Source organism: Ammoniphilus resinae (assembly GCF_017873965.1).
Taxonomy (GTDB): domain Bacteria; phylum Bacillota; class Bacilli; order Aneurinibacillales; family RAOX-1; genus Ammoniphilus_A; species Ammoniphilus_A resinae.
In genome coordinates this window covers 118,362-143,579 of sequence record NZ_JAGGKT010000003.1, presented here as the reverse complement: position 1 = coordinate 143,579, position 25,218 = coordinate 118,362, and the positions used below count along the sequence as shown (strand labels likewise).

At 41.5% G+C, this 25,218-nt stretch carries 26 protein-coding genes and 1 riboswitch; of the genes, 2 read left to right on the top strand and 24 right to left on the bottom strand.

Translation table 11 applies throughout. The features are described 5' to 3' along the window. The first annotated feature begins 88 nt into the window (after positions 1–88). Positions 89–214, top strand: coding sequence for a hypothetical protein (locus J2Z37_RS25780; protein WP_280922179.1), 126 nt, complete (start codon positions 89–91; stop codon positions 212–214). Positions 215–244: 30 nt separating this feature from the next. On the opposite strand, the gene J2Z37_RS25775 is transcribed toward J2Z37_RS25780, so the two are convergent. The 16 genes from J2Z37_RS25775 to J2Z37_RS07710 form a co-directional block, all read right to left on the bottom strand. Beyond that, positions 245–367: a hypothetical protein gene (locus tag J2Z37_RS25775; protein WP_280922178.1), complete on the bottom strand. Its 123-nt coding sequence runs from the start codon at positions 365–367 to the stop codon at positions 245–247. An 88-nt stretch (positions 368–455) separates the two neighbouring features. Then, positions 456–1,628, bottom strand: a complete 1,173-nt coding sequence (locus J2Z37_RS07780; RefSeq protein ID WP_209809685.1) for a pyridoxal phosphate-dependent aminotransferase — start codon at positions 1,626–1,628, stop codon at positions 456–458. 14 nt (positions 1,629–1,642) lie between these two features. Further along, positions 1,643–2,305, bottom strand: coding sequence for a methionine ABC transporter permease (locus J2Z37_RS07775; RefSeq protein WP_209809684.1), 663 nt, complete (start codon positions 2,303–2,305; stop codon positions 1,643–1,645). Then, entirely contained in the window at positions 2,295–3,323 is a 1,029-nt protein-coding gene (locus tag J2Z37_RS07770) for a methionine ABC transporter ATP-binding protein (RefSeq protein WP_209809683.1), read from the bottom strand. The genes J2Z37_RS07775 and J2Z37_RS07770 overlap by 11 nt, the downstream gene beginning before the upstream one ends. 154 nt (positions 3,324–3,477) lie before the next feature. Next, positions 3,478–4,317, bottom strand: coding sequence for a MetQ/NlpA family ABC transporter substrate-binding protein (locus J2Z37_RS07765; RefSeq protein ID WP_209809682.1), 840 nt, complete (start codon positions 4,315–4,317; stop codon positions 3,478–3,480). A gap of 163 nt (positions 4,318–4,480) precedes the next feature. After that, positions 4,481–4,592: riboswitch (SAM riboswitch) on the bottom strand. A 235-nt stretch (positions 4,593–4,827) separates the two neighbouring features. After that, complete coding sequence (gene hfq / locus J2Z37_RS07760; RefSeq protein WP_209809681.1) at positions 4,828–5,058, bottom strand: RNA chaperone Hfq; 231 nt, start codon at positions 5,056–5,058, stop codon at positions 4,828–4,830. A gap of 37 nt (positions 5,059–5,095) precedes the next feature. Further along, positions 5,096–6,040 (bottom strand): tRNA (adenosine(37)-N6)-dimethylallyltransferase MiaA, encoded by a 945-nt coding sequence (miaA, locus tag J2Z37_RS07755; protein WP_209809680.1) that lies wholly within the window; start codon positions 6,038–6,040, stop codon positions 5,096–5,098. A gap of 12 nt (positions 6,041–6,052) precedes the next feature. After that, complete coding sequence (locus tag J2Z37_RS07750; protein ID WP_209809679.1) at positions 6,053–6,826, bottom strand: class I SAM-dependent methyltransferase; 774 nt, start codon at positions 6,824–6,826, stop codon at positions 6,053–6,055. A 64-nt stretch (positions 6,827–6,890) separates the two neighbouring features. Next, complete coding sequence (mutL, locus tag J2Z37_RS07745; protein WP_209809678.1) at positions 6,891–8,750, bottom strand: DNA mismatch repair endonuclease MutL; 1,860 nt, start codon at positions 8,748–8,750, stop codon at positions 6,891–6,893. Positions 8,751–8,783: 33 nt separating this feature from the next. Beyond that, positions 8,784–11,402 (bottom strand): DNA mismatch repair protein MutS, encoded by a 2,619-nt coding sequence (gene mutS, locus J2Z37_RS07740; protein WP_209809677.1) that lies wholly within the window; start codon positions 11,400–11,402, stop codon positions 8,784–8,786. An 86-nt stretch (positions 11,403–11,488) separates the two neighbouring features. Next, positions 11,489–12,853: a putative amidoligase domain-containing protein gene (locus tag J2Z37_RS07735; RefSeq protein ID WP_209809676.1), complete on the bottom strand. Its 1,365-nt coding sequence runs from the start codon at positions 12,851–12,853 to the stop codon at positions 11,489–11,491. Positions 12,854–12,983: 130 nt separating this feature from the next. Continuing rightward, positions 12,984–13,544, bottom strand: a complete 561-nt coding sequence (gene cotE / locus J2Z37_RS07730) for an outer spore coat protein CotE (RefSeq protein WP_209809675.1) — start codon at positions 13,542–13,544, stop codon at positions 12,984–12,986. Between the two features lie 252 nt (positions 13,545–13,796). Further along, positions 13,797–14,249 (bottom strand): YlbF/YmcA family competence regulator, encoded by a 453-nt coding sequence (locus tag J2Z37_RS07725; RefSeq protein WP_209809674.1) that lies wholly within the window; start codon positions 14,247–14,249, stop codon positions 13,797–13,799. Between the two features lie 5 nt (positions 14,250–14,254). Continuing rightward, positions 14,255–15,769, bottom strand: coding sequence for a tRNA (N6-isopentenyl adenosine(37)-C2)-methylthiotransferase MiaB (gene miaB / locus J2Z37_RS07720; protein ID WP_209809673.1), 1,515 nt, complete (start codon positions 15,767–15,769; stop codon positions 14,255–14,257). 148 nt (positions 15,770–15,917) lie between these two features. Beyond that, positions 15,918–16,073: a hypothetical protein gene (locus J2Z37_RS07715; protein WP_209809672.1), complete on the bottom strand. Its 156-nt coding sequence runs from the start codon at positions 16,071–16,073 to the stop codon at positions 15,918–15,920. Between the two features lie 101 nt (positions 16,074–16,174). Beyond that, on the bottom strand, positions 16,175–16,465 hold the full coding sequence (locus tag J2Z37_RS07710) for a DUF4288 domain-containing protein (protein ID WP_209809671.1): 291 nt from the start codon (positions 16,463–16,465) through the stop codon (positions 16,175–16,177). 142 nt (positions 16,466–16,607) lie between these two features. On the opposite strand from J2Z37_RS07710, the gene J2Z37_RS07705 reads away from it, so the two are divergent. Beyond that, positions 16,608–16,790 carry a hypothetical protein gene (locus J2Z37_RS07705; protein WP_209809670.1) on the top strand — a complete coding sequence of 61 codons (183 nt, stop codon included), beginning with the start codon at positions 16,608–16,610 and terminating at the stop codon, positions 16,788–16,790. A 30-nt stretch (positions 16,791–16,820) separates the two neighbouring features. On the opposite strand, the gene mnmM is transcribed toward J2Z37_RS07705, so the two are convergent. The 8 genes from mnmM to rny all read right to left on the bottom strand — a co-directional run bounded on the left by mnmM (position 16,821) and on the right by rny (position 24,989). Next, positions 16,821–17,384, bottom strand: a complete 564-nt coding sequence (mnmM, locus tag J2Z37_RS07700; protein WP_209809669.1) for a tRNA 5-(aminomethyl)-2-thiouridylate-methyltransferase MnmM — start codon at positions 17,382–17,384, stop codon at positions 16,821–16,823. After that, positions 17,384–18,124 (bottom strand): MBL fold metallo-hydrolase, encoded by a 741-nt coding sequence (locus J2Z37_RS07695; RefSeq protein WP_209809668.1) that lies wholly within the window; start codon positions 18,122–18,124, stop codon positions 17,384–17,386. Before J2Z37_RS07695 ends, mnmM begins: the two co-directional genes overlap by 1 nt. A gap of 81 nt (positions 18,125–18,205) precedes the next feature. Continuing rightward, a complete protein-coding gene (locus J2Z37_RS07690) occupies positions 18,206–19,072 on the bottom strand; it encodes a 2-oxoacid:ferredoxin oxidoreductase subunit beta (RefSeq protein WP_209809667.1) in 867 nt (288 codons plus the stop codon). Between the two features lies 1 nt (position 19,073). Then, positions 19,074–20,807: a 2-oxoacid:acceptor oxidoreductase subunit alpha gene (locus J2Z37_RS07685; RefSeq protein ID WP_209809666.1), complete on the bottom strand. Its 1,734-nt coding sequence runs from the start codon at positions 20,805–20,807 to the stop codon at positions 19,074–19,076. A gap of 347 nt (positions 20,808–21,154) precedes the next feature. After that, positions 21,155–22,099 (bottom strand): dipeptidase, encoded by a 945-nt coding sequence (locus J2Z37_RS07680; RefSeq protein WP_209809665.1) that lies wholly within the window; start codon positions 22,097–22,099, stop codon positions 21,155–21,157. 118 nt (positions 22,100–22,217) lie between these two features. Next, the gene (spoVS, locus tag J2Z37_RS07675; protein ID WP_100403008.1) at positions 22,218–22,478 is read right to left on the bottom strand and encodes a stage V sporulation protein SpoVS; all 261 of its coding nucleotides are present in this window, start codon (positions 22,476–22,478) and stop codon (positions 22,218–22,220) included. A gap of 107 nt (positions 22,479–22,585) precedes the next feature. Further along, positions 22,586–23,380 (bottom strand): TIGR00282 family metallophosphoesterase, encoded by a 795-nt coding sequence (locus tag J2Z37_RS07670; RefSeq protein ID WP_209809664.1) that lies wholly within the window; start codon positions 23,378–23,380, stop codon positions 22,586–22,588. Positions 23,381–23,441: 61 nt separating this feature from the next. Next, positions 23,442–24,989, bottom strand: coding sequence for a ribonuclease Y (gene rny, locus J2Z37_RS07665; RefSeq protein WP_209809663.1), 1,548 nt, complete (start codon positions 24,987–24,989; stop codon positions 23,442–23,444). Positions 24,990–25,218 lie beyond the last annotated feature (229 nt).

The window sequence follows — 25,218 nt, the reverse complement described above, 5'->3', positions numbered from 1 at the left end:
AATAGTTTCATACAAAGATAAAAAGGGCATTGAAGAGGGAATAATAATTGATAATTGAGGAAAACCGATACTGAAAGGAGGCTTAATGATGATAACATGCAACGATTGCGGAAAATTACATGAGGGAAAAGAGATTGGTACGTATTGGATTTGTGAGGACTGTAATTTTTTACCAGAACAGGAAGATGACAACGAAGGGCTTCAGCGGAAATAAGAGGAAAAATTTGCTGCAATTTTTGACATCTCAATAATAAATAGGGGAAATCCCGCTTAAAGACCATTCTCCCAACTCCTGAGAGGTAGTTTGGTCTTCATCGAGGTTATGAAGACCATTTTCGTAATTTTCAAAGGTCATTTTGGTCTTCATACCCCCGATGAAGACCATTTTCACATTTCCCAAAGGTCATTTTGGTCTTGGTAAGCTAGATAAGGCCTATTCCCAATCTTATGCCCTACTACCGAAATAATTTTAACGCATCGATCCGCGCAACCGCTTCTTCCAACCGTTGTTCCGTCGTCAATAAACCAACTCTAACATACCCTTCACCGTGATCCCCAAACCCAACGCCTGGAGCGACCACGAGATGAGCGTGTTCTAAAAGGTAGTCAGCTAGACTGACAGAAGTGAAACCTTCGGGAACGGGTAGCCAGCCAAAGAAAGATCCTTGAGAGGGCTCGGCGTGCCAACCGATCTGCCGCAAACCATCAAAAAACACGTTTCTTCTCTTTTCATAGATTCCGACCAATTCCCGGACACAGTCCTGTGATGCAGTAAGGGCATGTGCCGAGGCCATTTGAACGGCTCCAAACAAGCTGACAAAAAGATGGTCTTGCAATAAATTAATAAGTCGTACTACCTCTTCATTACCAATCACAAATCCTACTCGCCAGCCCGCCATATTATATGTTTTTGAAAGGGTATATACCTCTACACCTACCTCTTTAGCTCCTTCCGCCTGGAGAAAGCTCGCTGGTTTTTGACCGTCAAAGCCGATCTTTCCATAAGCGAAATCATGGCAAATAACGATGTTATTCTCCTTGGCAAAGCGAACGGTATTCTCAAAAAAAGATAGAGGGGCCGTTGTTGCTGTGGGGTTATTCGGGTAGTTCAAAAACATTAATTTTGCTTTCCCCAGTTCCTTAGAAGGAATCTTCGAAAAATCCGGCAAGAATTGATTTTCTTTAAGCAGTGGCATAAAGGACATACGTCCCCCGGCCATCGCTACCCCTGACCAGTAGTCTGGATAACCAGGATCAGGAACAAGACAAATGTCCCCTGGATTTAAAAGACACTGACTGACCTCAATTAAACCAGTCTTGCCACCGAAAACAATGGCCACTTCACGTCCCGGGTCCAACGTAACCTGAAATTCGTTTTTATACCATTCTGCTACGGCTTCCTTTAGCTCAATCCTCCCCTGGAAAGGAGGATATTTATGGTGCAAAGGATCTGCCACAGCCTTTTGTGCTGCTTCCACGATATGGGCGGGGGTTGGTTGATCTGGATTCCCTTGACCTAAATTAATAATGTCATGACCTGCTTCTGCAACCTTCCCCACTTTCCGCACCAAGGTCGAAAAAAATTGCGTAGGAAGCCCTTTAATAACATCAGCTGCTTCGATTTTCATATTACATCCCTCTTCTATTGTTTTCTCAACCGTTTAGCAACAAAATTCCCAAGAGATTGCACCCCTTGCACAATAATAACTAAAATAATGACAGTTCCAGCCATCACATCAAGCTGCCAACGTTGATATCCATATCGGATGGCTAGGTCCCCTAGACCACCTGCACCGATTACCCCTGCCATGGCGGTTGCACCAATCAGACCGATGGTAGCAATGGTCAATCCTAAGGAAATAGCAGGGCGAGCTTCCTTCAACATGACTTGAAACACAATTTGCCTTCGTGTTGCACCCATCGCTTGAAAGGCCTCAATAATTCCAGCATCCACTTCAAGCAAGGCAGACTCCATTAGGCGGGCAATGTATGGAGCAGTATAGACAACTAAAGGAACGATCGCCCCCTTAATCCCTATTGCTGTACCAACAATGCTTTTCGTGAAAGGGATAATGGCAACCATTAAAATGATAAAGGGAATAGAACGCAAAATATTAATCACTACATTTAGAATAGTATAAAAGAGGCGATTTTCATAGATATGATTTGGACGTGTAACAACTAAAAGCACCCCTAAAGGCAACCCAATAACTGTAGCGATCACCAAAGAATAAGCAACCATCCACCAGGTTTCAACAATAGCAACCCAGTATAAATCAAAATTTTCCACAAAACTATTCAACATCCTCAAGCACCTCCACACGCAAGCCTTGTTCCTTCAAATATTGCAATCCTTGCTGAATCGTTACAGAATCTCCTGTTAATTGAAGAATAAGGCTGCCAAACGTTGTTTCTTTAATTTGTGTTATATTTCCAAAAAGAATATTTGGGCGCAATGGAAACCGTGTGGTTAATTCCGCGAAAATGGGTTCGGAAGTAGCCTCTCCAACAAAAGACACCCGAATGATTTCTCCACCAGGCTGTTGCTGTCTGAATTTCCGTTGCAAATTCTCCGGTAATTGAATATCAAAAACATTTTTAATGAAGTTTTTGGTAGTCTGGGTTTGCGGATTGGAGAATATATCTAAAACAGTTCCCTGCTCTACAACCCGCCCATTTTCCATCACCGCAACCCGATCACAAATTTTTTTGATGACGTGCATTTCATGTGTAATCAACATAATTGTAATTTGGAATCGTTTATTAATATCTAACAAAAGTTCTAGAATTGAATCTGTAGTTTGCGGGTCCAAGGCTGAAGTCGCTTCATCACAGAGCAGTATTTCCGGTTCATTCGCTAAAGCACGTGCAATAGCTACACGCTGCTTCTGTCCACCAGATAACTGTGACGGATAAAATCCGCCTTTATCTGCTAGTCCCACTAACCCCAACAATTCGTCTACCCGTTTTTTTATTTGTTCTTTCGAAATTCCGACCAAGCGAAGGGGAGCTGCTACGTTATCAAACACTGTACTTGATGTCAATAAATTAAAATGTTGGAAAATCATTCCTATTTTTCGGCGTGCCTGGCGCAATTCAGGATCTGTAAGCTCAGTCATTTCAACCCCATTTATTTTGACGGATCCACTGGTTGGGGTTTCAAGCAAGTTTACACAGCGGATGAGAGTGCTTTTTCCAGCGCCGCTAAAACCAATCACACCAAATATTTCTCCCTTTCCTATTTCAATGTGGACGTCTTTTACAGCTTCAACCTTTCGACCCCCTTGATCATAGGTTTTATATAAATTTTTGATTGAAATCATCCATACCTTCCTCCATCCTATCGGTCATATCCGAAAAGAAAAGGCCTCCAACAAAAGGAGACCCCCTTCCTTTATTCCATTTCCATTTTGGCACTTTTATGATCAAGCTTTTTTCTCAAAGGATTTCCAAATCCTTAATAAACCATACAAGGGTCTACCAGGAAGCTACAATGGATCCCTTAAACCGCTCATCAATAAACTTTTTCACTTCATCAGAATGGTAAGCATTCACAAGCCTTTTGAATTCTTCCCGATCCTTTTCTTCCGTGCGGACAGCAATCAGGTTGACCCAAGGTGAATCCTTCGGCTCGGTGAAAATAGCATCTTCCGTAGGAATGAGCCCTTGCTCCACGGCATAGTTCCCGTTGATGGCTGCCGCTGACAAATCATCTAGCGCTTGCGGAATAAAGGCAGCCTCAAGCTCTTTGAATTGAAGGTTTTTAGGATTTTCGACAATATCACGAACAGTTGCCTTCACCCCAACCCCATCTTTAAGCTTTATGAGTCCAGCCAATTCGAATAACTGCAAGGCTCGCGCTCCATTCGTCGGATCATTCGGTAAGCCAAGGACATCGCCTTCCTTCAAATCCTTCACATCTTTAATTTTAGTCGAATAGATGCCCATTGTTAAATTAATTGTATTGGCAATCCCTACTAAATCCAATTGATGATCTTCTTTAAACTGGTCAAGAAACGGTTGGTGTTGAAAGCTGTTGGCGTCCAATTCTCCTTCTGCCAAGGATTTGTTTGGTTGAATATAATCATTGAAGGGAACAATTTCTATATTAAGTCCATCTTTCGCAGCTACTTCCTTTACCTTTTCCATAACTTCTTCATGTGGACCTGATGTAACACCCACTTTAAGAGTTGCTGTTGCGCCTTCCTCTTGTCCACTGCCACTTGCTTCCGTTGTTTTATCCCCGGCACTGCCACATGCTGTTAGTAAAGAAATTGCTAATATCGATGTTGCAAATACATTAAACCACTTTTTCATCTTCATCCTCTCCCTCAAGGCTAGTTTGTTAATTAAACTTTCTGTTTTAATGTTTTCATTTTTGTGAGAGCATGTGTCAATTTAACCAGGGCCCTTGGCTAAATAAAAACACCCTCTTTTTCACAGAAAAAGAGGGCATGACAATATCTATCGTCAGACTGCTCTCTTATCTGCCAGGAAAATTCATTCCTGTTGGAATTGGCACAGTATCTTTGCAAACAAAGATCCGCTGCCGGGTTTCATCGGGCCAGTCCCTCCACCTCTCTAGATAAGAAACAAATCCTATAAATTAAATTGGATTTTTAAGATGTTATAAATTTACTACGGAGGCGATACATTGTCAAATACTTTTTTTCAAAATGGTAAAAGGGACTAGTTGAATAACAAAGTATATTAAAGAGTATAAATGAAAAAAAGAACATGTCAAGATTAGTGGATTAGGGGAAAAGAGTGGGGGAAAAGAGTAGAAAAGCCGGAGAAAAACCCCTCCGGCTAAAAAGATATATTGGCTTATTCATTGTCAGGCATTAGGGAAACAGGACGCTGTGGAAGAAAAGTAGAAATCGCATGCTTATAAACAAGTTGCTGCTTGCCTTCGCTGTCAATAACGATCGTGAAATTATCGAAAGCCTTAATTAATCCTCGTAATTGAAATCCGTTTACAAGGTAAATCGTAACAGGAACATTATCCTTTCTTAAGTGGTTGAGAAATGTATCCTGAATATTGATGGAATTTGCCATGGTGGGTTGTACCTCCTCTATTTATATCTTATAAATTTTATTCGCCATGAGGCATAAGCATTCCTTCTGCAAAACTTCTAATATTTTCGACAAGTTCTGCTCCATTAGAACTAGCTGCTACTTCAAACCAATGAATCTCCTTCATCGAGCGAAACCATGTGAGTTGCCTTTTGGCAAAATGACGACTATTCTTCTTCAGCAATTCAATGGATTCCTCTTTAGATAGGTTACCTTCCAAATAAGCTATAATCTCTTTGTAACCAATCGCCTGCATGGAGCTGTATGACAAATTGTAACCACGTTTTAGCAACGATTGCACTTCTTCAATCAACCCTTGTTCAATCATCAGGTCCACTCTATGGTTAATCCGTTCATAGAGCTGACTGCGCTCCATCGTTAAACCAATTAAACATAATTGATAAGGTGAAACGCTTGATCTTTGCTGATATTCAGCCATGCTTGTCCCTGTTTGCTGATAAATTTCGATCGCCCGCACAATTCTTTTAACATCGTTTGGGTGAAGACGACTGGCTGTCACTGGATCAATCTCCGCTAAGCGCTTGTGCAGTGCCTCCTTACCCTCACACGCTGCAAAGGCTTCCAATTGATCGCGCAGCTCTTGGTTTTGACTTGCCTTTGAAAACTGGTAATCATAGATAACAGATTGGATATAAAGTCCTGTGCCGCCAACAATCATCGGCAGTTTTCCACGCTGATTAATCTCCGTGATTAACCGTCTCGAATGTTTCTGAAATTCATTGACGGAAAAAGTTTCATCTGGCTCAAGAATGTCAATCAAATGGTGGACAATCCCGTCCATCTCTTCTACAGTGATCTTAGCTGTCCCAATATCCATCCCCTTGTAAACCTGAATAGAGTCACCTGATATCACCTCTCCATCCAAGGAATGGGCTAACTTAACACTAAGCGCGGTCTTCCCAACAGCAGTTGGGCCTACCAATACCAGCAGTTTTTCTTTCATAGGTTGCCCCCCTTATTTCTCTATCACTCCGTAGGCAACATCCATATGTTCCCGAACAATAATGGAAAAGCCCAATCGATCGAACTCCCCACTATCCTTTTTTTCCTTAAGAACCACTCTTCTTTTAGCCACTCTTTTTGCCTCATCAATTGCTGCCATTGTTAAAGGGGCCCAATTGGCGAATTGACGCAATGACTGAAGTGATGAAGATTGCTGGGTCCCGTGGCGAAACATTGGGTCAAAATAGACAACATCAAAACTGTTATCACGCATCTGAGAAAGCTGTAGTAGATGATCTCCGGAAGATACAGAAATTCTTCTAGCTGCCTGGTCCAATTCCGGAAACAACTGAATTTCTTTTAACCCTTCCGCGACAAGATAGGCAATCATCGGCTCAGACTCCAAACCGACCACTTTCCCTTTTTCCCCAACAATAAAGGAAGCAACAATGGAATCTGCTGCCAGTCCCAGTGTACAATCTAAAAAGGAATTTCCTGGCATCAATTGGCATGTCTGGATCATTATATCATTATCGCCGCGCAATAAGCGCTTTATACGGACTACAGATAATCCAGGATGGAAAAATAAAGGTTGATTGGCACCTTTTATATGCCATTTGATTCCCCCTGAAGAAACGACCAAAACCCGCTCTTCATTCCAGATCCGATAGAGTGACTCAATGGATCTTCCATCGCGCTCTACGAAGGGTACGGAAAGCTCAACTGCAATGTTTTTTGCTTTTGTAAGCAACATATCATTAACCTTCTGCGAGGTAGTGACAATCATTTGTTTTTCTCCAAGACTTATGTTTTATCTACTATTTTAATAAAAAAATTTCAGAAGGCAAAATCTACATCACACGTTTAAACATCTTTTCAATATCATAAGTTGAAAAATGAATAATGATTGGCCTTCCATGTGGACAAGTATAAGGCGAAGTCGTTTCTCTTAATTTGTTAAGTAGGGCTTCCATTTCCAAATGATTAAGATGACGGTTTGCTTTAATAGCCGCTTTACAGGACATCATAATGGCGGCTTTTTCCCGGATTTTGACGGTGTCTATTTTTTGCTCTCCCCGAATGACCATGTCAACCATTTCGTGAATAATCGCTTCCTCTTCTCCTGCCACAAACCATCTCGGATGCGAACGGATCCTAAATGTATGCAGCCCAAAAGGTTCCAGTTCCAATCCAATCTGTTGAAATAAAGAAAGTTTATCCTGAATTTGTTTTGTTTCCTGCACAGGTAACTCAATCGATATCGGAATAAGGAGCTCCTGAAGTTCGATCGTTTCATCACTTAACTTACCTAAAAAATATTCATAAAAGATCCGTTCCTGGGCCGCATGCTGGTCGATAATGAATAGCCCATCCTCACTCTGGGCTAGGATGTATGTCCCATGCAATTGTGCCAGTGGATAGAAAAGAGGGACCTGGTTTTCGGAGGTCTTCGATTTCGTCTCTTCGTGGGCGTTGACGGGCTGGTCTTGTTCCACACCCTCATTTGCATCAGGTGGAATGGGCGCCTCCATTTCCTTCACTTCTTTGTAATCCACTTGCGGAATAGATATATCTTCCCTTTCCCTGACTTCCCAATTTGTTGTTAAAACATTGGAATTCGTTGGTGTAAAGGGCTGTTGGGTGGGACGAGAATACCCCCATTCCATCCTTGTCTGGACCGTGTTGACCTTTGGTTGTGGCCGGGCCGGTTCCGGAATTAATCGTTGCTGACGAAGCCGATCCCGCACTGCCGTTTCTACCAATTGAAGCAATTCTTGTTCCTTGCTGAATTTCACCTCTAGCTTAGCAGGATGAACGTTAACATCCAGCAGAGATGGCTCCATCTCGAACTGCAAAACAACGATTGGATAACGATTGATGGGCAGAAGTGTGTGGTATCCTCTAAGGACCGCTCCGTTCAATGAATGGCTTTTGACATAACGACCGTTTATCAGAGTAGAAAGGTACCCACGGTTTGCCCTTGTGATTTGCGGATTCCCTATGTATCCATATACTTTAAAATCAAGATCCTCTGCTTCTAGTAAAAGCATCTCCTTGGCTATCGATGTTCCATAAACCGAAGCAATGACGTGCAGCAGCTGACCATCACCATAAGTTTTAAGCAGGGTCTTCCCCTCGGAGGTAAAAAGGAATGAAATATCAGGATAGCTTAAAGCAAGACGATTCATATAATCAGCAACATGTCCAACCTCTGTATTCATACTCTTCAAGTACTTTAAGCGAGCTGGGGTATTAAAGAATAAATCCTTCACATGGATTTCTGTTCCTTTCGGAAGGGCCACTGTTTGCTTATCTAGTTTTTTTCCACCATCAAAACTCATTTTTAATCCTGGAATCCCATTTCCTGTACAGCTGCTCAAGTCAACCTTGGACACAGAGGCAATACTTGGCAGCGCTTCGCCGCGAAACCCCAGTGTGCGAATTTGAAACAAGTCACGATCTTGTCGTATTTTACTCGTTGCATGTCTTTCAAATGCCATTTCACAGTCGTCGGCAGTCATCCCGATCCCATTGTCTACTACCCGTATTAGCCGTAATCCGCCTTCTTCAATATGGACTTCTATTTGGCTACTACCGGCATCTATTGCGTTTTCAACCAACTCTTTCACGACCGATGCCGGCCTTTCAACTACTTCTCCAGCAGCAATTAAATTGGCAAGCCTGTCATCAAGAATTTGGATGATCCCCATTTGTTTTCCCCTCCCATTCCACTTCCCTAACCATTACAGCTTTTGCAGTTTCTGTTTTAGTTCAAATAAATAATTCATTGCTGCAAGGGGAGTCATATTAATAAGATCTATACTTTTAACTTCCTGGGTGATCTTCTCTAGCTTTTTAACCGTTGTATCTATTGTTTTCTCCTTTTCCTTCGAACTGGTTGCAAATAAATCTAGCTGGATCGGCTCTTGAACAAAGGAATTAACTAGGCCAGACGACTGTTCTACGGGACCCTTTTCTTTATATCCTTTCAGCAGTTCACCGGAGCGGTTAATAATCTTTTCTGGCAGCCCTGCTAACTGCGCACAGTATATCCCATAACTTTCACTCGTTGAACCCTGTTTTAATTTACGCAGAAAAACGATATTATCCTTTTGTTCCTGAACAGCCATGTGAAAGTTCTTCAGACCTTGCAGCATATCTTCTAGCACCGCAAGCTCGTGGTAGTGGGTAGACACAATGGATTTACAGCCTACTTCATCATGTAGAAATTCAATAACTGCCTGGGCAATCGACATCCCGTCATGTGTCGATGTCCCTCTTCCAATTTCATCAATAATCACCAAACTTTGTTTGCTGGCCTGTGTCGTCATCGTTTCAATATCTTTCATCTCTACCATGAAAGTGCTTTGTCCACCGACTAGATCGTCAGCCGCACCTATACGGGTGAAAATTCGATCTGTCAGGGAAATGGTTGCCGATTCTGCGGGTACAAAACTGCCTATTTGTGCCATAATCACAATTAAAGCAACTTGCCTCATATATGTACTTTTCCCCGCCATATTCGGACCGGTAAGCAGAACAATTCTCTGTGTGTCACAGTCTAAGTGAGTATCGTTAGCGATAAATGGTTGATCGACTAAAACCTTTTCCACAACCGGATGCCGACCTTCTCGGATATATAGCACACCATCATCTTGCAGTGTAGGACGAACCAGACCGCACTCCTGGGCCACTTGTGCCAATGAAGCCAATGCGTCAAAGGTAGCGATCTGTTTTGCAGCCCTTTGCAGTCTCGTCACAAAACGTGCTATCTGCTGACGTAGTTCAGAGAATATTTGATACTCAAGCTCTGTCAACTTCTCTTCTGCTTCCAGAATTAATGCTTCCTGCTCCTTTAACTCCGGGGTGATAAATCGTTCCGCATTGGCAAGGGTTTGTTTTCTCTCATATTTACCTTCCGGTAAAGAACCGAGGTTTGCCTTTGTTACTTCTATATAATAACCAAATACACGATTGTATCCGACCTTAAGCGATTTAATTCCTGTCTCTTCCCGTTCCTTCTTTTCCAGGGCAGAAATCCACTGCTTGCCATCCCGGCTTACTGTTTTCAGCTTATCTAAGTAACCATCATAGCCTTCCTTGATTAATCCACCTTCTTTAACAGATAATGGCGGATCATTAACAATCGCTTGTTCGATTAATTCGACTAGATCTTGGCAGCCATCCATGGTTTCAGCCATTTGCTTAAGCAAACCAGGTGCCTCAGTTTCTGCCTTCAAGATCAACTTTTTAAGAAGGGGAATGACCTCCAAAGAACGTTTTAAATTGACCAGATCTTTCGCATTAGCGTTACCGAACGAAATTCTTCCTGCCAATCGCTCAATATCATAAACTGATTTTAGAAGTTCACGCAACTCCTCACGAACCATCCATTGATCCTTTAAAAATCCAACGGCAATTAGCCTATTTTGAATTTCCTCTTTGCCCAGTAGAGGCTTGTCTACCCAACTCCGAATCATTCTCGCCCCAAGCGCCGTTACCGTTTGATCCAAATACCAAAGAAGCGAGCCCTTTTTCGATTTGTCAATCAAGGTTTCCATTAATTCCAAATTCTTCTTGGTAAAAGGATCTAGGACCATATATTGTTCAGTTAGATAAACCTCTAACGGCTGAAGATGATCCAAATTTCTCTTCTGAGTATCCTTAAGATAATCTAACAGCATTTGACTCGCCATTTTCAGTGATGCGGAAAGATCACCATCGATCAACTGAGATGACAACCCAGCAGTAGGCCGCTGCTCATCAGTGATCACTTGAATATTAGAGGACCCCATAGCCACGCAACGTTCTTGTAATGTAATTGATCCAGTTCCTTGCTTCAGCAAAATTTCCTTCGGGTTGTACGACATAATTTCTGCAGCAAGCTGCTCTATCGTTTGAAATACGGCCCCGTAAAATTGCCCGGTAGAGATATCACATGCCGCTAGGGAAAAGCCATCTTCTTCAGCAATACCAGCAACAAGGAAATTGTTTTCTCGATCTGAGAGCATATTGCCCTCCATCACTGTTCCTGGCGTTAAAACACGGATGACTTCTCTGCGGACAACTCCTTTCGCTGTTTTTGGATCTTCAACCTGCTCACAGATAGCAATTTTATACCCTTTTGCAAGCAATGTGTGAAAATAGGTATCCACTGAATGATAAGGAACGCCACACATTGGAATTCGTTCCTCTGTCCCTGCTTCCCGTCCCGTTAAGGTGATCTCTAGCTCACGTGCAGCAAGTACTGCATCTTCAAAGAAGAGTTCATAGAAATCTCCTAATCTAAAAAAAAGAAAGGCATCCGGATACTCTGCCTTTATTGATAAATATTGTTCCATCATTGGAGTATATTTCGCCATTCATGTCCTCTCCTGCTTAGGTTGACCAATCATTGCATAGGATAACTTGTTTGGATTGGCTTCAACTATTAATAGCATTTATTATATCATATCGTTGTCACTTTTTTAGCGCCAAAGGGTGGAATCCGCCAAGCTTGTCGAATATCCTGGAATTCATCCCATTCCTCCGCTTTAAGCACTATATCGCGGAATGGATTTAAAAATTGACGATGATTTTCATATTCCTTTAATTGTTCCAGGTTGCTCCATAAGTTTTTTACAATACTTAATATTTTTCTTTTATCGCCATTGTAAAAGGCCTCTTGGATCGAAGAACTTAAGGTTGGAAAATAGGATAGCTCTGAATAAGACAGGGCAATTAATTTAGCCAAGGCAAAAACTCCTTTAGTAACGCGAGGAGAAACGATCCAGCTGGGTAAAGACCGGTATTCAAATCCGCCGTGGAATTGCCTGCGAAAATCTCCGAGAAAGCCATACTTGGGCCTCCTGCTTAATGAATGGTCACTTTCCAATAGCATGACAGGGAGCGCCAGATAGTTGTCTAGGGCTCGAAGAAACCTTGTATTGAGCGTAGTTTGACTAAAATGAATATGTCCTCCAATGGGATACCCTTTCATCGGCATCCCTCCAGCTAGCCATTCGATGCCTGTATGACTAATTTTTCTTTCTGCCATCAACATCGTCTTATACAGATTAAAAGTGAGTTGGCGAGGGTCCCTGGATGGAAGTGGCCTTAATTCGGCCAGTGGAAGCTGTGTCCTCGTTTGGTCACTGCGAATCCAAATTTGATCACAACCAACTCTCCCTTTCTTACCAAAGAACTGAGAGGCTAACACCATTTTCCCCGTTGTTTTATTTCGCAAAACAAACTCCGGATCGGCACCAAGCATGACCGTTTGAGAGGGCCGCTTTTGCACTTCACTTATATAGGATTCAAAGGCCCCGGAAAATTTCGCAGCGAGAGCCTCTGTCAACTTGGGCGTGGGAGTGATATCAATGACTTTAAGTGCTCCATTAATGCCAACGCCAATAAGTACCCCTCCGAAATCCAACCCAACGGTATATATGCTTCTTACCGCATATTGCAATACCCGGCGAATCTCGCGGATTGCACGATTCATTTCAATTTCCTCGTAGGTGTCATCGGTATTAACCGACAATTGATCATTCATCCAAACTTTTTTCCCTCTCGCCCGAAAAAGAGCCAGTTCCTCCTGCTGGAATACAGCGACAAAATATCTTCGAATGGTAGACACTTTAGGAGTAGATTCTATCGTCGGAATGCCATTCCACTTGATCATATCCATCATTGTTCGTCTTGATGAAACATTATGAAGTCCCTCTTCCCCATTTAAAACATGTGTGGAAGGGTCCTGCGAAGAGAAATAGTTTGCTCCCCATTGAATGACTACTTGAGCGCCTTCTCGCGGTGGAACAGTCCCTCGCGGCATTTTTAATAAGGGCAATAAAGATGTCGGTGTGCTTGACTTAGAATACAACAAGAATGATGACATAGAACTCTTCCTTTCTCATAGACGAAAGATAGAAAAGAAAAAGGGGGTTATTCCCCCCATTCATCTATTAATCAAGGTCGTCAATGATATTGTCATCAAGGTCATCAAAATCATCGAAATCTTCTAGATCTTCGAAATCTACGTCTTTTTCATCATCGTGGCAGCTATCACAAATTACAACACAAAGCTTTGTTTCTCCAACAACCTCAACTGCAAATTCGCTCTCCACTTTTACTAAGATGGAATCTCCAGTTCCCGAAATCTTCGCTTCAAGACAATTCGGTTGTTGTAATGCCTGAGCGTGCACTTCCAGCTTTCCTCGGCAGTTGTTATCGAAGAAAGACAATGGCACATTCTCCACAAATGAAACATTTTCCTTAATGACTGCAGTGTCCGTATTCTTATTGAAGGACACCCATATTTGAACGTCGTAAGATCCCGCAACCTCGATCACATCACCTACCTTGTTTGCATCGAAGGAGTGATTGATGATCCAGCATCCAAGGATATTGGATGGCTTTTGCTTAGGTGTAATCGTATGCGTTCTAAGGGATACTTTACGACCTTTTCCGCAGACCGCTTTTGTTATAATTTCACGGCACTGCATTTCTGTATCTGTACTCGGCATAATTTTACCTCCTCCATACTGCTATTCAGTACATTTGTATGCAGGTCATTCGTCTAGGGTGCATTCGCATTCTTCCCTCTTCAAATGTCAAAACACAAACGTACTCCTCAAACAAAGAATCTTATCTATGTTTACTTATAGCCTATGCAGGTCATTCGTCTAGGGTGAAAATGCCAAACAAAAAAAGCTGAAGATCACAAAATACTATCATGACCTACAGCTTTGGATTAAACCTATTCAATTTTTGATCTATTAGTGACCACAGCAATCAGAGCCATTGTTTGTCCGATTCTTCGGATAACCGGTCTCTCCAGTAAGTGGGTCGCCCCCTGTAGATACAATGATTTTTTCCGAAACGGTATTAGCAATCACGTTTGTAACCATTTGTAGCAAATCATTAATATCCAACTGTGTTTGCTTAAATTCTGCAACAATTGGAATTTCATCAAGCTGATCATGGAGAGCATCAATCTCGGCTTCGACTTTCTTAATCAGATTCTGCCTTCCCAAATGTTCAAGCTGCACGGCTTCCTTTTGCTTTAGCTTGATCTTCTCAATTATTTCCTGAACTGTTGCATGAGCTGAAATTTGTTTTTCGGCTTTCTTATAGAAATCTACTTCTGCAGATTCAGCAATCATAGTTGCTAATTCCTTAGCTTTATCTATAATCACATTTTGATCAATTACCTGTTCTTTTTCTCCCATCCCCATTAAACCTCCACAAGTGCCAAATATTCCCCTTTTAGGGTCCATGTTTGCGGCTCTGTAATTCTAACATGAACAAACTTACCAATACAATCCTTTGGACCAACAAAATTGACAAGTTTGTTTCCTCTTGTTCTACCGGAAAGGACATCTGGATTTGTTTTGGACTCTCCCTCCACCAATAACTCTACAATTTGTCCGCGCATTTCCTCGTTTTTCTCACGGGCAATCCGATTTACAACTTCAATCAACCGCTGCAATCTTTCCTTTTTGACTTCCTCAGGAATATCGTCCTCCATGCCCGCCGCTGGGGTACCATGGCGCGGAGAATAAATAAAGGTATAGGCTGAATCATAGCGAACTTCTTCAACAATCGAGAGGGTATCCTGGAATTGTTCCTCCGTCTCCCCAGGGAACCCGACAATAATGTCTGTTGTTAGAACAGCACCTGGAATCGCCTGTTTGATCTTCCTTACCAATTCCAAATACTGTTCACGGCTATATTTTCTTGCCATCTTCTTGAGAACTTCTGTACTCCCAGATTGAACTGGAAGATGAATATGTTCAACAAGATTTCCACCCTTTGCTATAACCTCAATCAGGTGGTCATCAAAATCGCGTGGGTGGCTCGTAGTAAAACGTACCCGCGGGATGTCAATTTTTCGGATATCGTCCATTAGGTCACCAAATAGATATTCACGATCCGTTAGATCCTTCCCATAAGCATTTACATTTTGGCCTAATAGGGTAATTTCCTTATACCCTTGTCTAGCCAGGTCCCTCACCTCAGCAATGACATCTTCAGGAAGCCGGCTGCGTTCTTTCCCTCTTGTGTAAGGTACAATACAATAGGTACAGAATTTATCACAACCATACATGATATTGACCCAAGCTTTTAATCCACCTTCGCGAACCTTGGGCATGTTTTCAATGACGTCGCCTTCCTTTGCCCAAACCTCAACCACCATTTCTTTACTGTATAAGGCATCACGAAGAAGAATGGGCAGACGGTGAATATTGTGAGTACCAAAGATCAAATCAACATGTTGGTATTTTTGCAAAATGCGGTTAACAACCGATTCATCCTGGGACATACATCCACAAACCCCAAGAATCATATCTGGCCTTTCCATTTTCACCGCTTTTAAGGCACCAAGGTGACCGAATACTTTGTCTTCCGCATTTTCCCGAACAGCACAAGTATTGTAAAGCACAATGTCGGCAGATTTTTCATCTTCTGTTGAAGTGTACCCCATATTTTCCAAAATTCCAGCAATCGTTTCACTATCATGTTCATTCATCTGGCAGCCAAAAGTGACTAAACAGTAGGTTTTTCCGTTACCGAGAGCTTTCAATTCATCGGGAATGGGGTCAAAATTAACCACCATAATCTCTTCTTTTCCACGCCTTTTGGCTTCCTTCTGGGAGTACCCAACGTCTTCTGCAGACTTTGGTTTTTTCTTCTTTTCATCAGGTTTATAAGTAGTTTGGAAGTATTTGCTATAATCCTTTTCCGACATCGATCTCTCACTCCTTTGATTGTTGCCATGCAGATGGCAACAGTCCTCCCGATGGGACGAAGGGACTCTATTATCATTATATCCATTATACCAATTACGTTGGTTAAATGCGAAACGCAGCCACCAAATACGGTGACTGCATGAAAGGCTATCCTTCTTTAACCTCTACGATCCTTTTTAATCCGTTTTTATCACTAAGGTCTTTTTCAGCCCGCTTTCTTGCCTCATCCGAATTATTTGCAAGCATTTGACCCGTAATCGTTTTTCCTTCTGTTGTCTCAAATAATATCTGATATAACCCCATTATGTATCACCTTTTATCTCCTTATGATTTTCCGTGTATAATTGTAAATGGAAAACCAATTGTCGTCCACCCTTTTCTTTGAATGTTTTACGAATTTGTCCCTAGGGTTCTTCAATAAAAGGCGGGTTTCCCCAAAAACGGGTATATACTTCGGTGCCCGATTCAATCTTCTCATCAAACAGTTCCCAAACATCAAGCACCTTTTCATAAACCCATCTTGTTTTTTTTCCATTTGTTTCTAGAATTTCATCTTCGTATTCTTTTCCCCATTGTCCAGCTAAAAGCAGCGCTTGATCCTCTGAAGCTGCCTGAAAGAGGACAATAGATTCACAATAACAGGGAAGCTGGTCTAGGGTTTCAACGCGAAAAAGAATAGATGCTGAAAACCACACAGGATCGTCTCCTCTCCATATTTTCTTTCCTCACCCTTTAGTTATTTACGTAGTGGCTTTTCTTAGTCTGTCCAGGTTTTACAAGACAATTTTTCAAATAGATAAGGGGATAATATTCTTACTCTGCTTAGGAGGTGCCTTTATGCCAAAGGATATTTTTCGCAATAAGCGCGATTTTGCAAGGGCTGAATTTGCAACAGAATTTTACAAACCAGAGGGACGCCCCCGACCACGTGAAGCCAAATCACAGCAAAATCAATACGCCCCCGAACATTATGAGGGAATCAAAGGAAAAAAGGTCCCAATGCAAAAAAAGTTAACCTAACCTAGGCAGTTTCTATATAAAGGGAGAGCTTTATCTCCCTTTTCTTTTTTCAATGGCAAAAATAAACGGTGGGTTATTTCCAATATTTACATACTCATATTTTAATACTATGTATTGTGGATAGGGAATTGTTGTAGTAAATTTTTCAAGTTCCTCCTTCTCTATCCTACCCGAATCATGACCTGGATAGACAACAACAATAATGATTCCCTCTTCCGAAATTAATTCAAGCGCTCTCTTAATGGCTGGAATCGTTGTTTTTGCAATGGTTGTCACTTTTTTATCTGATCCTGGCAAATAACCTAAATTAAATATAATCAATGAAGGGGCTTTGATTGATTGTTCCAATTTGTCATGAGAACATAGCTTTAATTCCACACAATGATGCAGTTTTTTTTGTATAAGAAGCTCCCGAGTTTTTTCTAGTGCTTGTTCCTGAATATCGTAGGCAATGACCTTCCCTTTCTCCCCAACAAGATGTGCCAAGAATAGAGTATCGTGACCATTGCCCATGGTTGCATCAATACATGTATCCCCTTCTTTTACTCTTTCCTTCATTAATTGATGCACATACTCTGTAATCCGCGGAAACATTAAACCCTCACCTCTAAGCCCATCTCGGCAAGAAAAAGATTTCCTTGGTAAAAATCCCGTGCCTCTTTCATCATTTCCTTCCGGTCATATTCAGGGTATAAATGGGTAATTAAACAGCATTTTGCCTGCAATCTTGTTGCCAGTTGTGCAGCTTCTCGAATGCTTAGATGACCTCTTTTTTCTTTTGGGGAGTCCTTATGTAGATAGGTACCTTCAATAACCAACAAATCCATTCCTTCTCCAAAAAATGACCAGTCCATCTCTAAACCTGTATCTGCTGTGTAACATATCGTCTTATCACCAAAAGTGAATTTCATTGCATGGCAATCAATCGGGTGATCTGTTTTTTGGAACTGTACCATTAAATTTTTTGTTAGAGGAAGTGTAGGTTGATGATCATAATACATTACTTTTGTAAATTCTTCATCATGTAGTTGCTCCGCACGGGTAGAGGGAATCGAAGGACTATAAACAGGCATCCGCTCCGTCCGTTTTCCTGTTCGTTTAGCCATTAATAAGGCGTAATGAAGGATGGGTATGTCAACGATATGATCATTATGTAGATGGGATAAAATAACACCGTCTATTTTCCAAGGATGAATGTATTTTCCTAACTGGCTAATTACACCGCTGCCACAATCAATTAACCATATGCCCTCAGGAGTTTCCAGAAGATATCCTGGAGTCCCTCCACCCGGTCCTGGATAAGGAGATTGAAAGCCTAGGACGATCCATTTCATAGTATAACCTCCAAGACTGGCTTGAAAAATATAGATAAAACCACCGATAAATAATCGGTGGTTTTTTATAGCTAATTGTCCTTACATAAATTCAGCGCATAATTTTTCAAACTGTGCAGGATCTAATGTAAGATCTTGTTTTGCTAAAGCTTCTTGTTTGAAACCAGGAACTAGGTCTTCATAAGCCTTTTGGTTTTCATTTTGGTAAATAATACCACTAACTAGATCTTCATTTTCCATTAACACACGCATTGCTTGAATTTTATTAGTTGGATCATAGTTTTCAATTTCGCTTAGGCTTTTCACATGTTCTTTAAACCAATCGTAAGTATTAATCTTATTAAAAGTTACGCATGGACTAAATACGTTAACAAAAGAGAATCCTTTGTGATTGATCGCTTTTTCAATGATCTCAGTCATCCCCTTAAGATCACTAGACATCGTCTGAGCAACAAATGTCGCGCCAGAGGATATGGCTAACTGCATAGGAGAAATAGCAGACTCTATAGAACCTTTAGGAGTGCTCTTTGTCACAAATCCCGCACTGCTTCGTGGGGAAGTCTGACCTTTGGTTAATCCGTAGATCTGATTATCCATAACAATGTAGGTAATATCGATATTCCTACGCATAGCATGAATTGTGTGAGACATTCCGATGGCAAAACCATCACCATCTCCACCAGATGCGATTACTGTTAATTCACGGTTTGCCATTTTAACCCCTTGAGCGATTGGAAGGGATCTTCCATGCACACCGTGGAATCCATAGGAATGAATATATCCTGCAATCCGTCCAGAACAACCAATACCAGCAATCACAGCAAGGTTCTCAGGCTCTAAACCTACGTTAGCAGCAGCACGCTGAATAGAAGCTTGCACAGTGAAATCCCCACAACCCGGGCACCAGTTTGGTTTTACATTATTACGAAATTCTTTAAAAGTTGCCATACTATAACAGCTCCTTACATTCTTTGTAAACAATGGAAGGTAAGAATGGATTTCCATCATATTTTAATACGGATTTAATTTTGTCGTGCATCCCAACATGCATCTTAATTTGGTTTGCTAACTGAGCCGTTGCGTTGTTTTCAACAACAATGACGGTTTTAGCATTTTCAACGTATGGCTTAATTTCCTCTACAGGGAACGGCCATAGCAAACGAACATGTAATTGATTAACTTTCAACCCGTCATTTTCAAGGCGTTCGATGGCTTCTTCGATCGTCCCGCGGTTAGATCCCATACCCACAATAAGTACATCAGGTGTGTTGTGTTTAGCATTAATGATAACTGGGTTAGCTGTCTTGAGATTATTCATCTTGTTTAGACGCTTATCCATCATGTTTATACGGTTCTTTGAATCTTCAGAAGGTCTTCCAACCTCATTGTGTTCCACACCAGTTACATGGTGGATTCCATTTTTCATTCCAGGAATTACGCGAGGTGAAACGCCGTCTTCTGTTAATTCATAGCGTTTAAACAATCCTGATTCGGTTTCTGGAAGTTCCTTGTCCACCAATTTTCCGCGACGGATTTCAATCTTATTGTAATCAAGTGTTTCAACAGTTTGTTTACCTAGTGCCAATTGCAAATCACTTAGCAAAATAACTGGTACTTGATATTCTTCAGCAAGATTGAATGCTTCGATTGTATCGTAGAACGCTTCTTCCGCTGTGCTTGGAGCTAAGATAATCTTCGGAATTTCACCGTGTGTTCCATAAATCATCGAATTCAAGTCACTTTGCTCCTGTTTCGTAGGAAGTCCTGTTGAAGGACCGCCACGCTGAGTATCAACGATAACCACTGGAGTTTCTGTCATTCCTGCCAACCCGATGGCTTCCATCATTAATGCCAATCCAGGCCCTGCGGATGCTGTTAGAGTCCGAACACCGGCAAAGTTTCCACCGATCGCCATGGTAATCGCAGCGATTTCATCTTCTGTTTGAATTACAGTTCCACCTACTTGTGGAAGCTTCTTGATTAAGTATTCCATGATCTCAGATGCAGGTGAAATTGGATATGCTGGCATGAAACGTGCCCCAGCAGCAACAGCACCTAATGCTACAGCATCATTACCGATCATAAACATACGCTTCTGACCATCTGCTGGCTCCAACTGGAACTCAGGAAGATTCCCACCGGCTTCCGTATTAATAAATTCGGCACCCTTAGCAATGGCCTCCATGTTTTTATCTACAACTTTTTGGCCTTTTCTGCCGAATAGTTCTGTTACAACTTCTGTGAAGGAATCAACTGGTAAACCTAACACAGCGATTGATGCACCAACGGCAACCATGTTTTTCATCAAAGATGTTCCAAGTTCCTCAGCCAAGCTAGTGAAAGGAACGTTAAATAAACGGGCATCTTTTCCTTCTGGAAGAGTTGGATTAAATTTGCTGTCTGCAATCACGATTCCGCCTTTACGCAGCTCGTGTACATTCACATCGATTGTTTCTTGGTCAAACGCAACTAAAATATCCAAGTCGTCAGAAATGGCATGAACTGGCTTGGTGCTAACACGAATCTTATTATTAGTATGTCCACCTTTAATCCTGGAAGAGAAGTGTCTGTATCCATACAGATAGTACCCTTTGCGATTTAATGCGATTGCAAAAATCTCGCCGGTACTGTCAATCCCTTCTCCTTGCTGTCCTCCAACTTTCCAAGAAAGTTGACTTATCATGAACTCCACCCCTTCGAACGTTACATCGTTTCTATCTCGACACACTATCAAGTTTAGCATTTCTTGTGAGTACAAGAAAGAATAATTATATAAGAAAAGCTTCTATATCGGAGCCCTTTCGAAGAATAAACATCCATCTTTAGAAGAAGCTTTTCACGCCGTTAGAAAAATTCCGTTCAATTTACACTTTTAATGAACTTAAACTTTCCTAAACGATATGGAACTGCTCTAGCACTTATGTCGAAATGTGAACGAATTGTTACCTCAAACGTCTACAATTGTAGTCCTATCTAAAGAAAAATGCAAGCAAATTTAATTAATCGGCGGGTATTCGCCTCTATTCCATTTTAACCCAAAATTTTCTGAAATACTCTCTGCCAGTTTCCATGCAGCCATTTTTCAACTTGCGCTTCTTTATAGGTCTGTAAAAGCGTGTTGACTAAACGATGATATTGCTTTGCATTTGATAAATCACTCATAGTTCTCGTGATTCCATCAAAGTCAGAACCGAATGCCACATGGTCCTCCCCGCCAAGGACTAGGATGTGCTCAAGATGCATTAATAAATCAGGTATAAAGACGTTCTCGTTTCCAGAGATAAAGGAAGGAACAAAGGTTAAACCAATAACACCGTTCAACTTGAAGATGGCATGCAATTGATCATCGCTCAAATTTCGTCGATGTAAATGGACCACTTGGCAATTTGAATGAGAGGCGATGATTGGAGACGCCGTCAGCTCGATAACATCCCAAAATCCTGGTTCAGAAAGGTGGGAAACATCCAAAACCATCCCTAAACGATTCGCTTCCTTTAATAACTCCCGGCCAAATTTGGACAGACCACCCGGTTTGGGCTCTTCTACGCCATCTGCCGCCTCGTTACGATAGTTCCAGGTGAAACCTAACCCCCGAACACCTAGTTGGTAAAGAGTCCTTAAATAGATCATCTTGCCCTGTAGAGCATCAACGCCTTCAAGTGTTAATATTCCACCTCTTAAATTTGTTTCATTGTGTAAAATTTTCCTTAGATCGTTTGAAGTAAGAATGGGGGAAATATGTTTTTTGTTTAAGATCTGTTCATGATAGATGTCAATCATTTTTAATACATAGTCGAATTTTAGCTGTGAAGGGATGGTTGGGGGAACAAAAAGGGCAAATGCCTGTACACCGATATTTGATTCTTTCATAGCCTCATAATTTAATTGAAGTAAGTCATTCGAATCATAAAAAGAAAGCTGCTGATTCTCAGCCATTTTCCATAAAACATCGCAATGGGCATCAAAGATTTTCATTACTCTTACCCCTTCCGTATACAAAACACAATTCAACCTTCTTCCTTTGGAAAAACAAAATGAAAGCCCGTTCATTCAGTGGAATAAACAGGCAAGGGTTATATTCTATCATAATAATTTAACGCGGTTCGATGATTAGCTTGATTGCCGTTCTTTCTTCTCCATCGATTAATATATCTGTAAAAGCTGGAATGCAAATCAAGTCAACACCACTGGGAGCTACGAATCCTCTTGCAATGGCTACTGCTTTCACAGCTTGATTCAGTGCCCCTGCGCCAATTGCCTGAATTTCAGCAGCACCTCGTTCTCGAAGAACGCCGGCAAGTGCACCTGCTACAGAATTAGGATTGGACTTTGCTGAAACTTTTAATACTTCCATGGTCGGTACCTCCTCGAATGATTGTATGATTATTACCATTGCTACTATATTCAGCTGATTGATAAAAAATGCCTATGCCCGTGATTTTCATATAAAAACACCCTTTCCTATTCCAGGAAAGGGTGTTCATCATCAATACGGAACGTTTTAATTCGTTCTGCCACTCCAGATGTTGGATTAATATCAATAATTACCCCATTTAATTGCATTCTTCCGCTCGCCACTTCAAAACGTACAGGAAGTTGGGTTATAAATTTTTTCAAGACAGCTTCTGTTTCCATCCCTAAAATGGAATCATAAGGTCCAACCATGCCCACATCGGTTAAGTAAGCGGTCCCTTTCGGGAGGATTCTTGCATCGCCTGTTTGCACATGGGTATGGGTTCCAACAACCGCTGAAACCCTTCCATCAAGAAACCATCCCATCGCTTGCTTCTCTGAAGTGGCTTCAGCATGAAAATCTACAAATATGTATGGCGTCCTTTTGCGAATCTTATCAAGTAACTGATCAACTGTCCGGAAAGGACAATCCGTTGCAGGAAGAAAGGTTCTCCCCATCAAGTTGATGACAGCAAGTTCATGTTGATTGGAACGAATGAACGTGTATCCCAATCCTGGTGTTCCAGGAGGATAATTAGCCGGTCTTATAATTTTATTTTCGTGGTCTATAAACTCGAATATTTCTTTATTATCCCAGGTATGGTTTCCCATCGTAATCACGCCAGCCCCGAGCTCAAAAAAGGACTTCGCGATTTTTTCCGTAATGCCTCTTCCTCCCGCCGCATTCTCTCCATTAACGATGGTAAAAGTGGGCTGGTATTTTCGCTTCAACCGAGGAAGATAGGTTTGCAAGGTCTCCCTACCGCCTGAGCCTACAATATCACCAATAAATAATACCCTCATAACTTCACCTCATCTTTATACTTTCCTATATCCAAAAAAATAAAGTGGCTACTAGGCCACTTTATTTTGCATATTCAACCGCTCTTGTTTCACGGATTACAGTCACCTTAATATGTCCGGGATAATCTAGTTCACTCTCAATTTGTTTCGTAATATCCCGTGCCAATCGATGAGCTTCTAGATCATCGACCACTTCCGGCTTGACCATAATTCTTATCTCACGACCCGCCTGAATAGCAAATGACTTTTCTACACCATCAAACGATTCAGAGATCTCTTCCAATCTTTCTAGACGCTTAATATAGGTTTCCAAAGTTTCTCTTCGAGCGCCAGGTCGAGCAGCTGATAAAGCATCAGCAGCAGCTACGAGCATGGCAATGATATTATCCGCTTCAACATCCCCGTGATGGGAAGCAATCGCATTAATAACATGCGGATGTTCGCTGTATTTTTTCGCGAGTTCAACCCCAATTTCAACGTGGGAGCCTTCTACTTCATGGTCAATAGCTTTACCAATATCATGCAATAAACCTGCGCGTTTCGCGAGTGTAACATCTTCACCTAACTCAGCAGCCATAAGCCCGCATAAATGTGCCACTTCCATGGAATGTTTCAACACATTTTGCCCATAACTTGTGCGATATCTCAATCGTCCAAGAATCTTAATTAAATCAGGGTGCAATCCATGAACTCCAGTCTCAAATGTTGCTTGTTCCCCATACTCGCGGATCCGCTCATCCACTTCCCTGCGTGATTTTTCCACCATTTCTTCGATTCTTGCAGGGTGAATACGACCATCTGCAACAAGTTTTTCCAATGCAGTTTTGGCAATTTCACGACGAATCGGATCGAATCCGGAAAGAATAACAGCTTCAGGTGTATCATCAATAATTAGGTCGATTCCAGTCAACGTCTCAAGGGCACGAATATTTCTTCCTTCTCGGCCGATAATTCGCCCTTTCATTTCATCGTTCGGTAATGTAACCACTGATACAGTGGTCTCTGCCACATGATCTGCTGCACACCGCTGGATCGCCGTTGTAATGATTTCCCTTGCCTTTTTATCCGCTTCTTCCTTAGCTTTCTGTTCTATCTCCTTAATTAGGATCGCCGATTCATGACGAACCTCATTTTCGACTTGAGAAAGAATAATTGCCTTCGCTTCTTCTCTTGTTAAGCCAGAAATTCGTTCCAACTCAACTTGTTGACTCTTGTATAGTTCATCCACTTTGCTTTGTAGGTCGGAAATAGAACGTTCTTTACGTTCTAGCTCAACTTCTTTTCTTTCAAAGTTTTCCAACTTGCGGTCTAGAGTTTCTTCCTTTTGCAGGATACGTTTTTCTAAACGCTGAATCTCATTACGTCTTTCCCGATTCTCTTTTTCTGCTTCGGTGCGTAATCGATGCACCTCGTCCTTCGCTTCAAGAATCTTTTCCTTCTTAAGCGCCTCTGCTTCCTTACCAGCTTGGTCAACAATCTGCTTCGCAGCTTCCTCAGCACTGGAAATTTTCGCTTCAGCAATGGACTTGCGTACTAGATAACCGATACCGACTCCGACCGCTGTGCATGCAAGCAGAATGGTCAAACCACCAAGACTTAGCAGTTCCATCTTTGTCACCTCCTTGCATCTGCAGGTCTTAAAGTACCGTAAATTTTTAAATATCTCATACTCATTACATTTGAATCATCAAGTCATGCCTTACTTAGCACTTGCCTTCAGATTCTTTAAAATATCATCTTTTTCCTGAATAAAAATGAAGGAAATATCAGTTACTAGAAGTAAAGATGAATATCCACTTATATTGTACTGACATTAAGTTAAGATTGTCAAGAAATAG

Bases quoted from the DNA above. Each gene is read 5' to 3' on its own strand.
- J2Z37_RS25780 (WP_280922179.1), top strand. From the start codon at position 89: ATGATAACATGCAACGATTGCGGAAAATTACATGAGGGAAAAGAGATT.
- J2Z37_RS25775 (WP_280922178.1), bottom strand. From the start codon at position 367: ATGAAGACCAAAATGACCTTTGAAAATTACGAAAATGGTCTTCATAAC.
- J2Z37_RS07780 (WP_209809685.1), bottom strand. From the start codon at position 1,628: ATGAAAATCGAAGCAGCTGATGTTATTAAAGGGCTTCCTACGCAATTT.
- J2Z37_RS07775 (WP_209809684.1), bottom strand. From the start codon at position 2,305: ATGTTGAATAGTTTTGTGGAAAATTTTGATTTATACTGGGTTGCTATT.
- J2Z37_RS07770 (WP_209809683.1), bottom strand. From the start codon at position 3,323: ATGATTTCAATCAAAAATTTATATAAAACCTATGATCAAGGGGGTCGA.
- J2Z37_RS07765 (WP_209809682.1), bottom strand. From the start codon at position 4,317: ATGAAAAAGTGGTTTAATGTATTTGCAACATCGATATTAGCAATTTCT.
- hfq (WP_209809681.1), bottom strand. From the start codon at position 5,058: ATGGCAAATTCCATCAATATTCAGGATACATTTCTCAACCACTTAAGA.
- miaA (WP_209809680.1), bottom strand. From the start codon at position 6,040: ATGAAAGAAAAACTGCTGGTATTGGTAGGCCCAACTGCTGTTGGGAAG.
- J2Z37_RS07750 (WP_209809679.1), bottom strand. From the start codon at position 6,826: ATGATTGTCACTACCTCGCAGAAGGTTAATGATATGTTGCTTACAAAA.
- mutL (WP_209809678.1), bottom strand. From the start codon at position 8,750: ATGGGGATCATCCAAATTCTTGATGACAGGCTTGCCAATTTAATTGCT.
- mutS (WP_209809677.1), bottom strand. From the start codon at position 11,402: ATGGCGAAATATACTCCAATGATGGAACAATATTTATCAATAAAGGCA.
- J2Z37_RS07735 (WP_209809676.1), bottom strand. From the start codon at position 12,853: ATGCCGCGAGGGACTGTTCCACCGCGAGAAGGCGCTCAAGTAGTCATT.
- cotE (WP_209809675.1), bottom strand. From the start codon at position 13,544: ATGCCGAGTACAGATACAGAAATGCAGTGCCGTGAAATTATAACAAAA.
- J2Z37_RS07725 (WP_209809674.1), bottom strand. From the start codon at position 14,249: ATGGGAGAAAAAGAACAGGTAATTGATCAAAATGTGATTATAGATAAA.
- miaB (WP_209809673.1), bottom strand. From the start codon at position 15,769: ATGTCGGAAAAGGATTATAGCAAATACTTCCAAACTACTTATAAACCT.
- J2Z37_RS07715 (WP_209809672.1), bottom strand. From the start codon at position 16,073: ATGGGGTTATATCAGATATTATTTGAGACAACAGAAGGAAAAACGATT.
- J2Z37_RS07705 (WP_209809670.1), top strand. From the start codon at position 16,608: ATGCCAAAGGATATTTTTCGCAATAAGCGCGATTTTGCAAGGGCTGAA.
- mnmM (WP_209809669.1), bottom strand. From the start codon at position 17,384: ATGTTTCCGCGGATTACAGAGTATGTGCATCAATTAATGAAGGAAAGA.
- J2Z37_RS07695 (WP_209809668.1), bottom strand. From the start codon at position 18,124: ATGAAATGGATCGTCCTAGGCTTTCAATCTCCTTATCCAGGACCGGGT.
- J2Z37_RS07690 (WP_209809667.1), bottom strand. From the start codon at position 19,072: ATGGCAACTTTTAAAGAATTTCGTAATAATGTAAAACCAAACTGGTGC.
- J2Z37_RS07685 (WP_209809666.1), bottom strand. From the start codon at position 20,807: ATGATAAGTCAACTTTCTTGGAAAGTTGGAGGACAGCAAGGAGAAGGG.
- J2Z37_RS07680 (WP_209809665.1), bottom strand. From the start codon at position 22,099: ATGAAAATCTTTGATGCCCATTGCGATGTTTTATGGAAAATGGCTGAG.
- spoVS (WP_100403008.1), bottom strand. From the start codon at position 22,478: ATGGAAGTATTAAAAGTTTCAGCAAAGTCCAATCCTAATTCTGTAGCA.
- J2Z37_RS07670 (WP_209809664.1), bottom strand. From the start codon at position 23,380: ATGAGGGTATTATTTATTGGTGATATTGTAGGCTCAGGCGGTAGGGAG.
- rny (WP_209809663.1), bottom strand. From the start codon at position 24,989: ATGGAACTGCTAAGTCTTGGTGGTTTGACCATTCTGCTTGCATGCACA.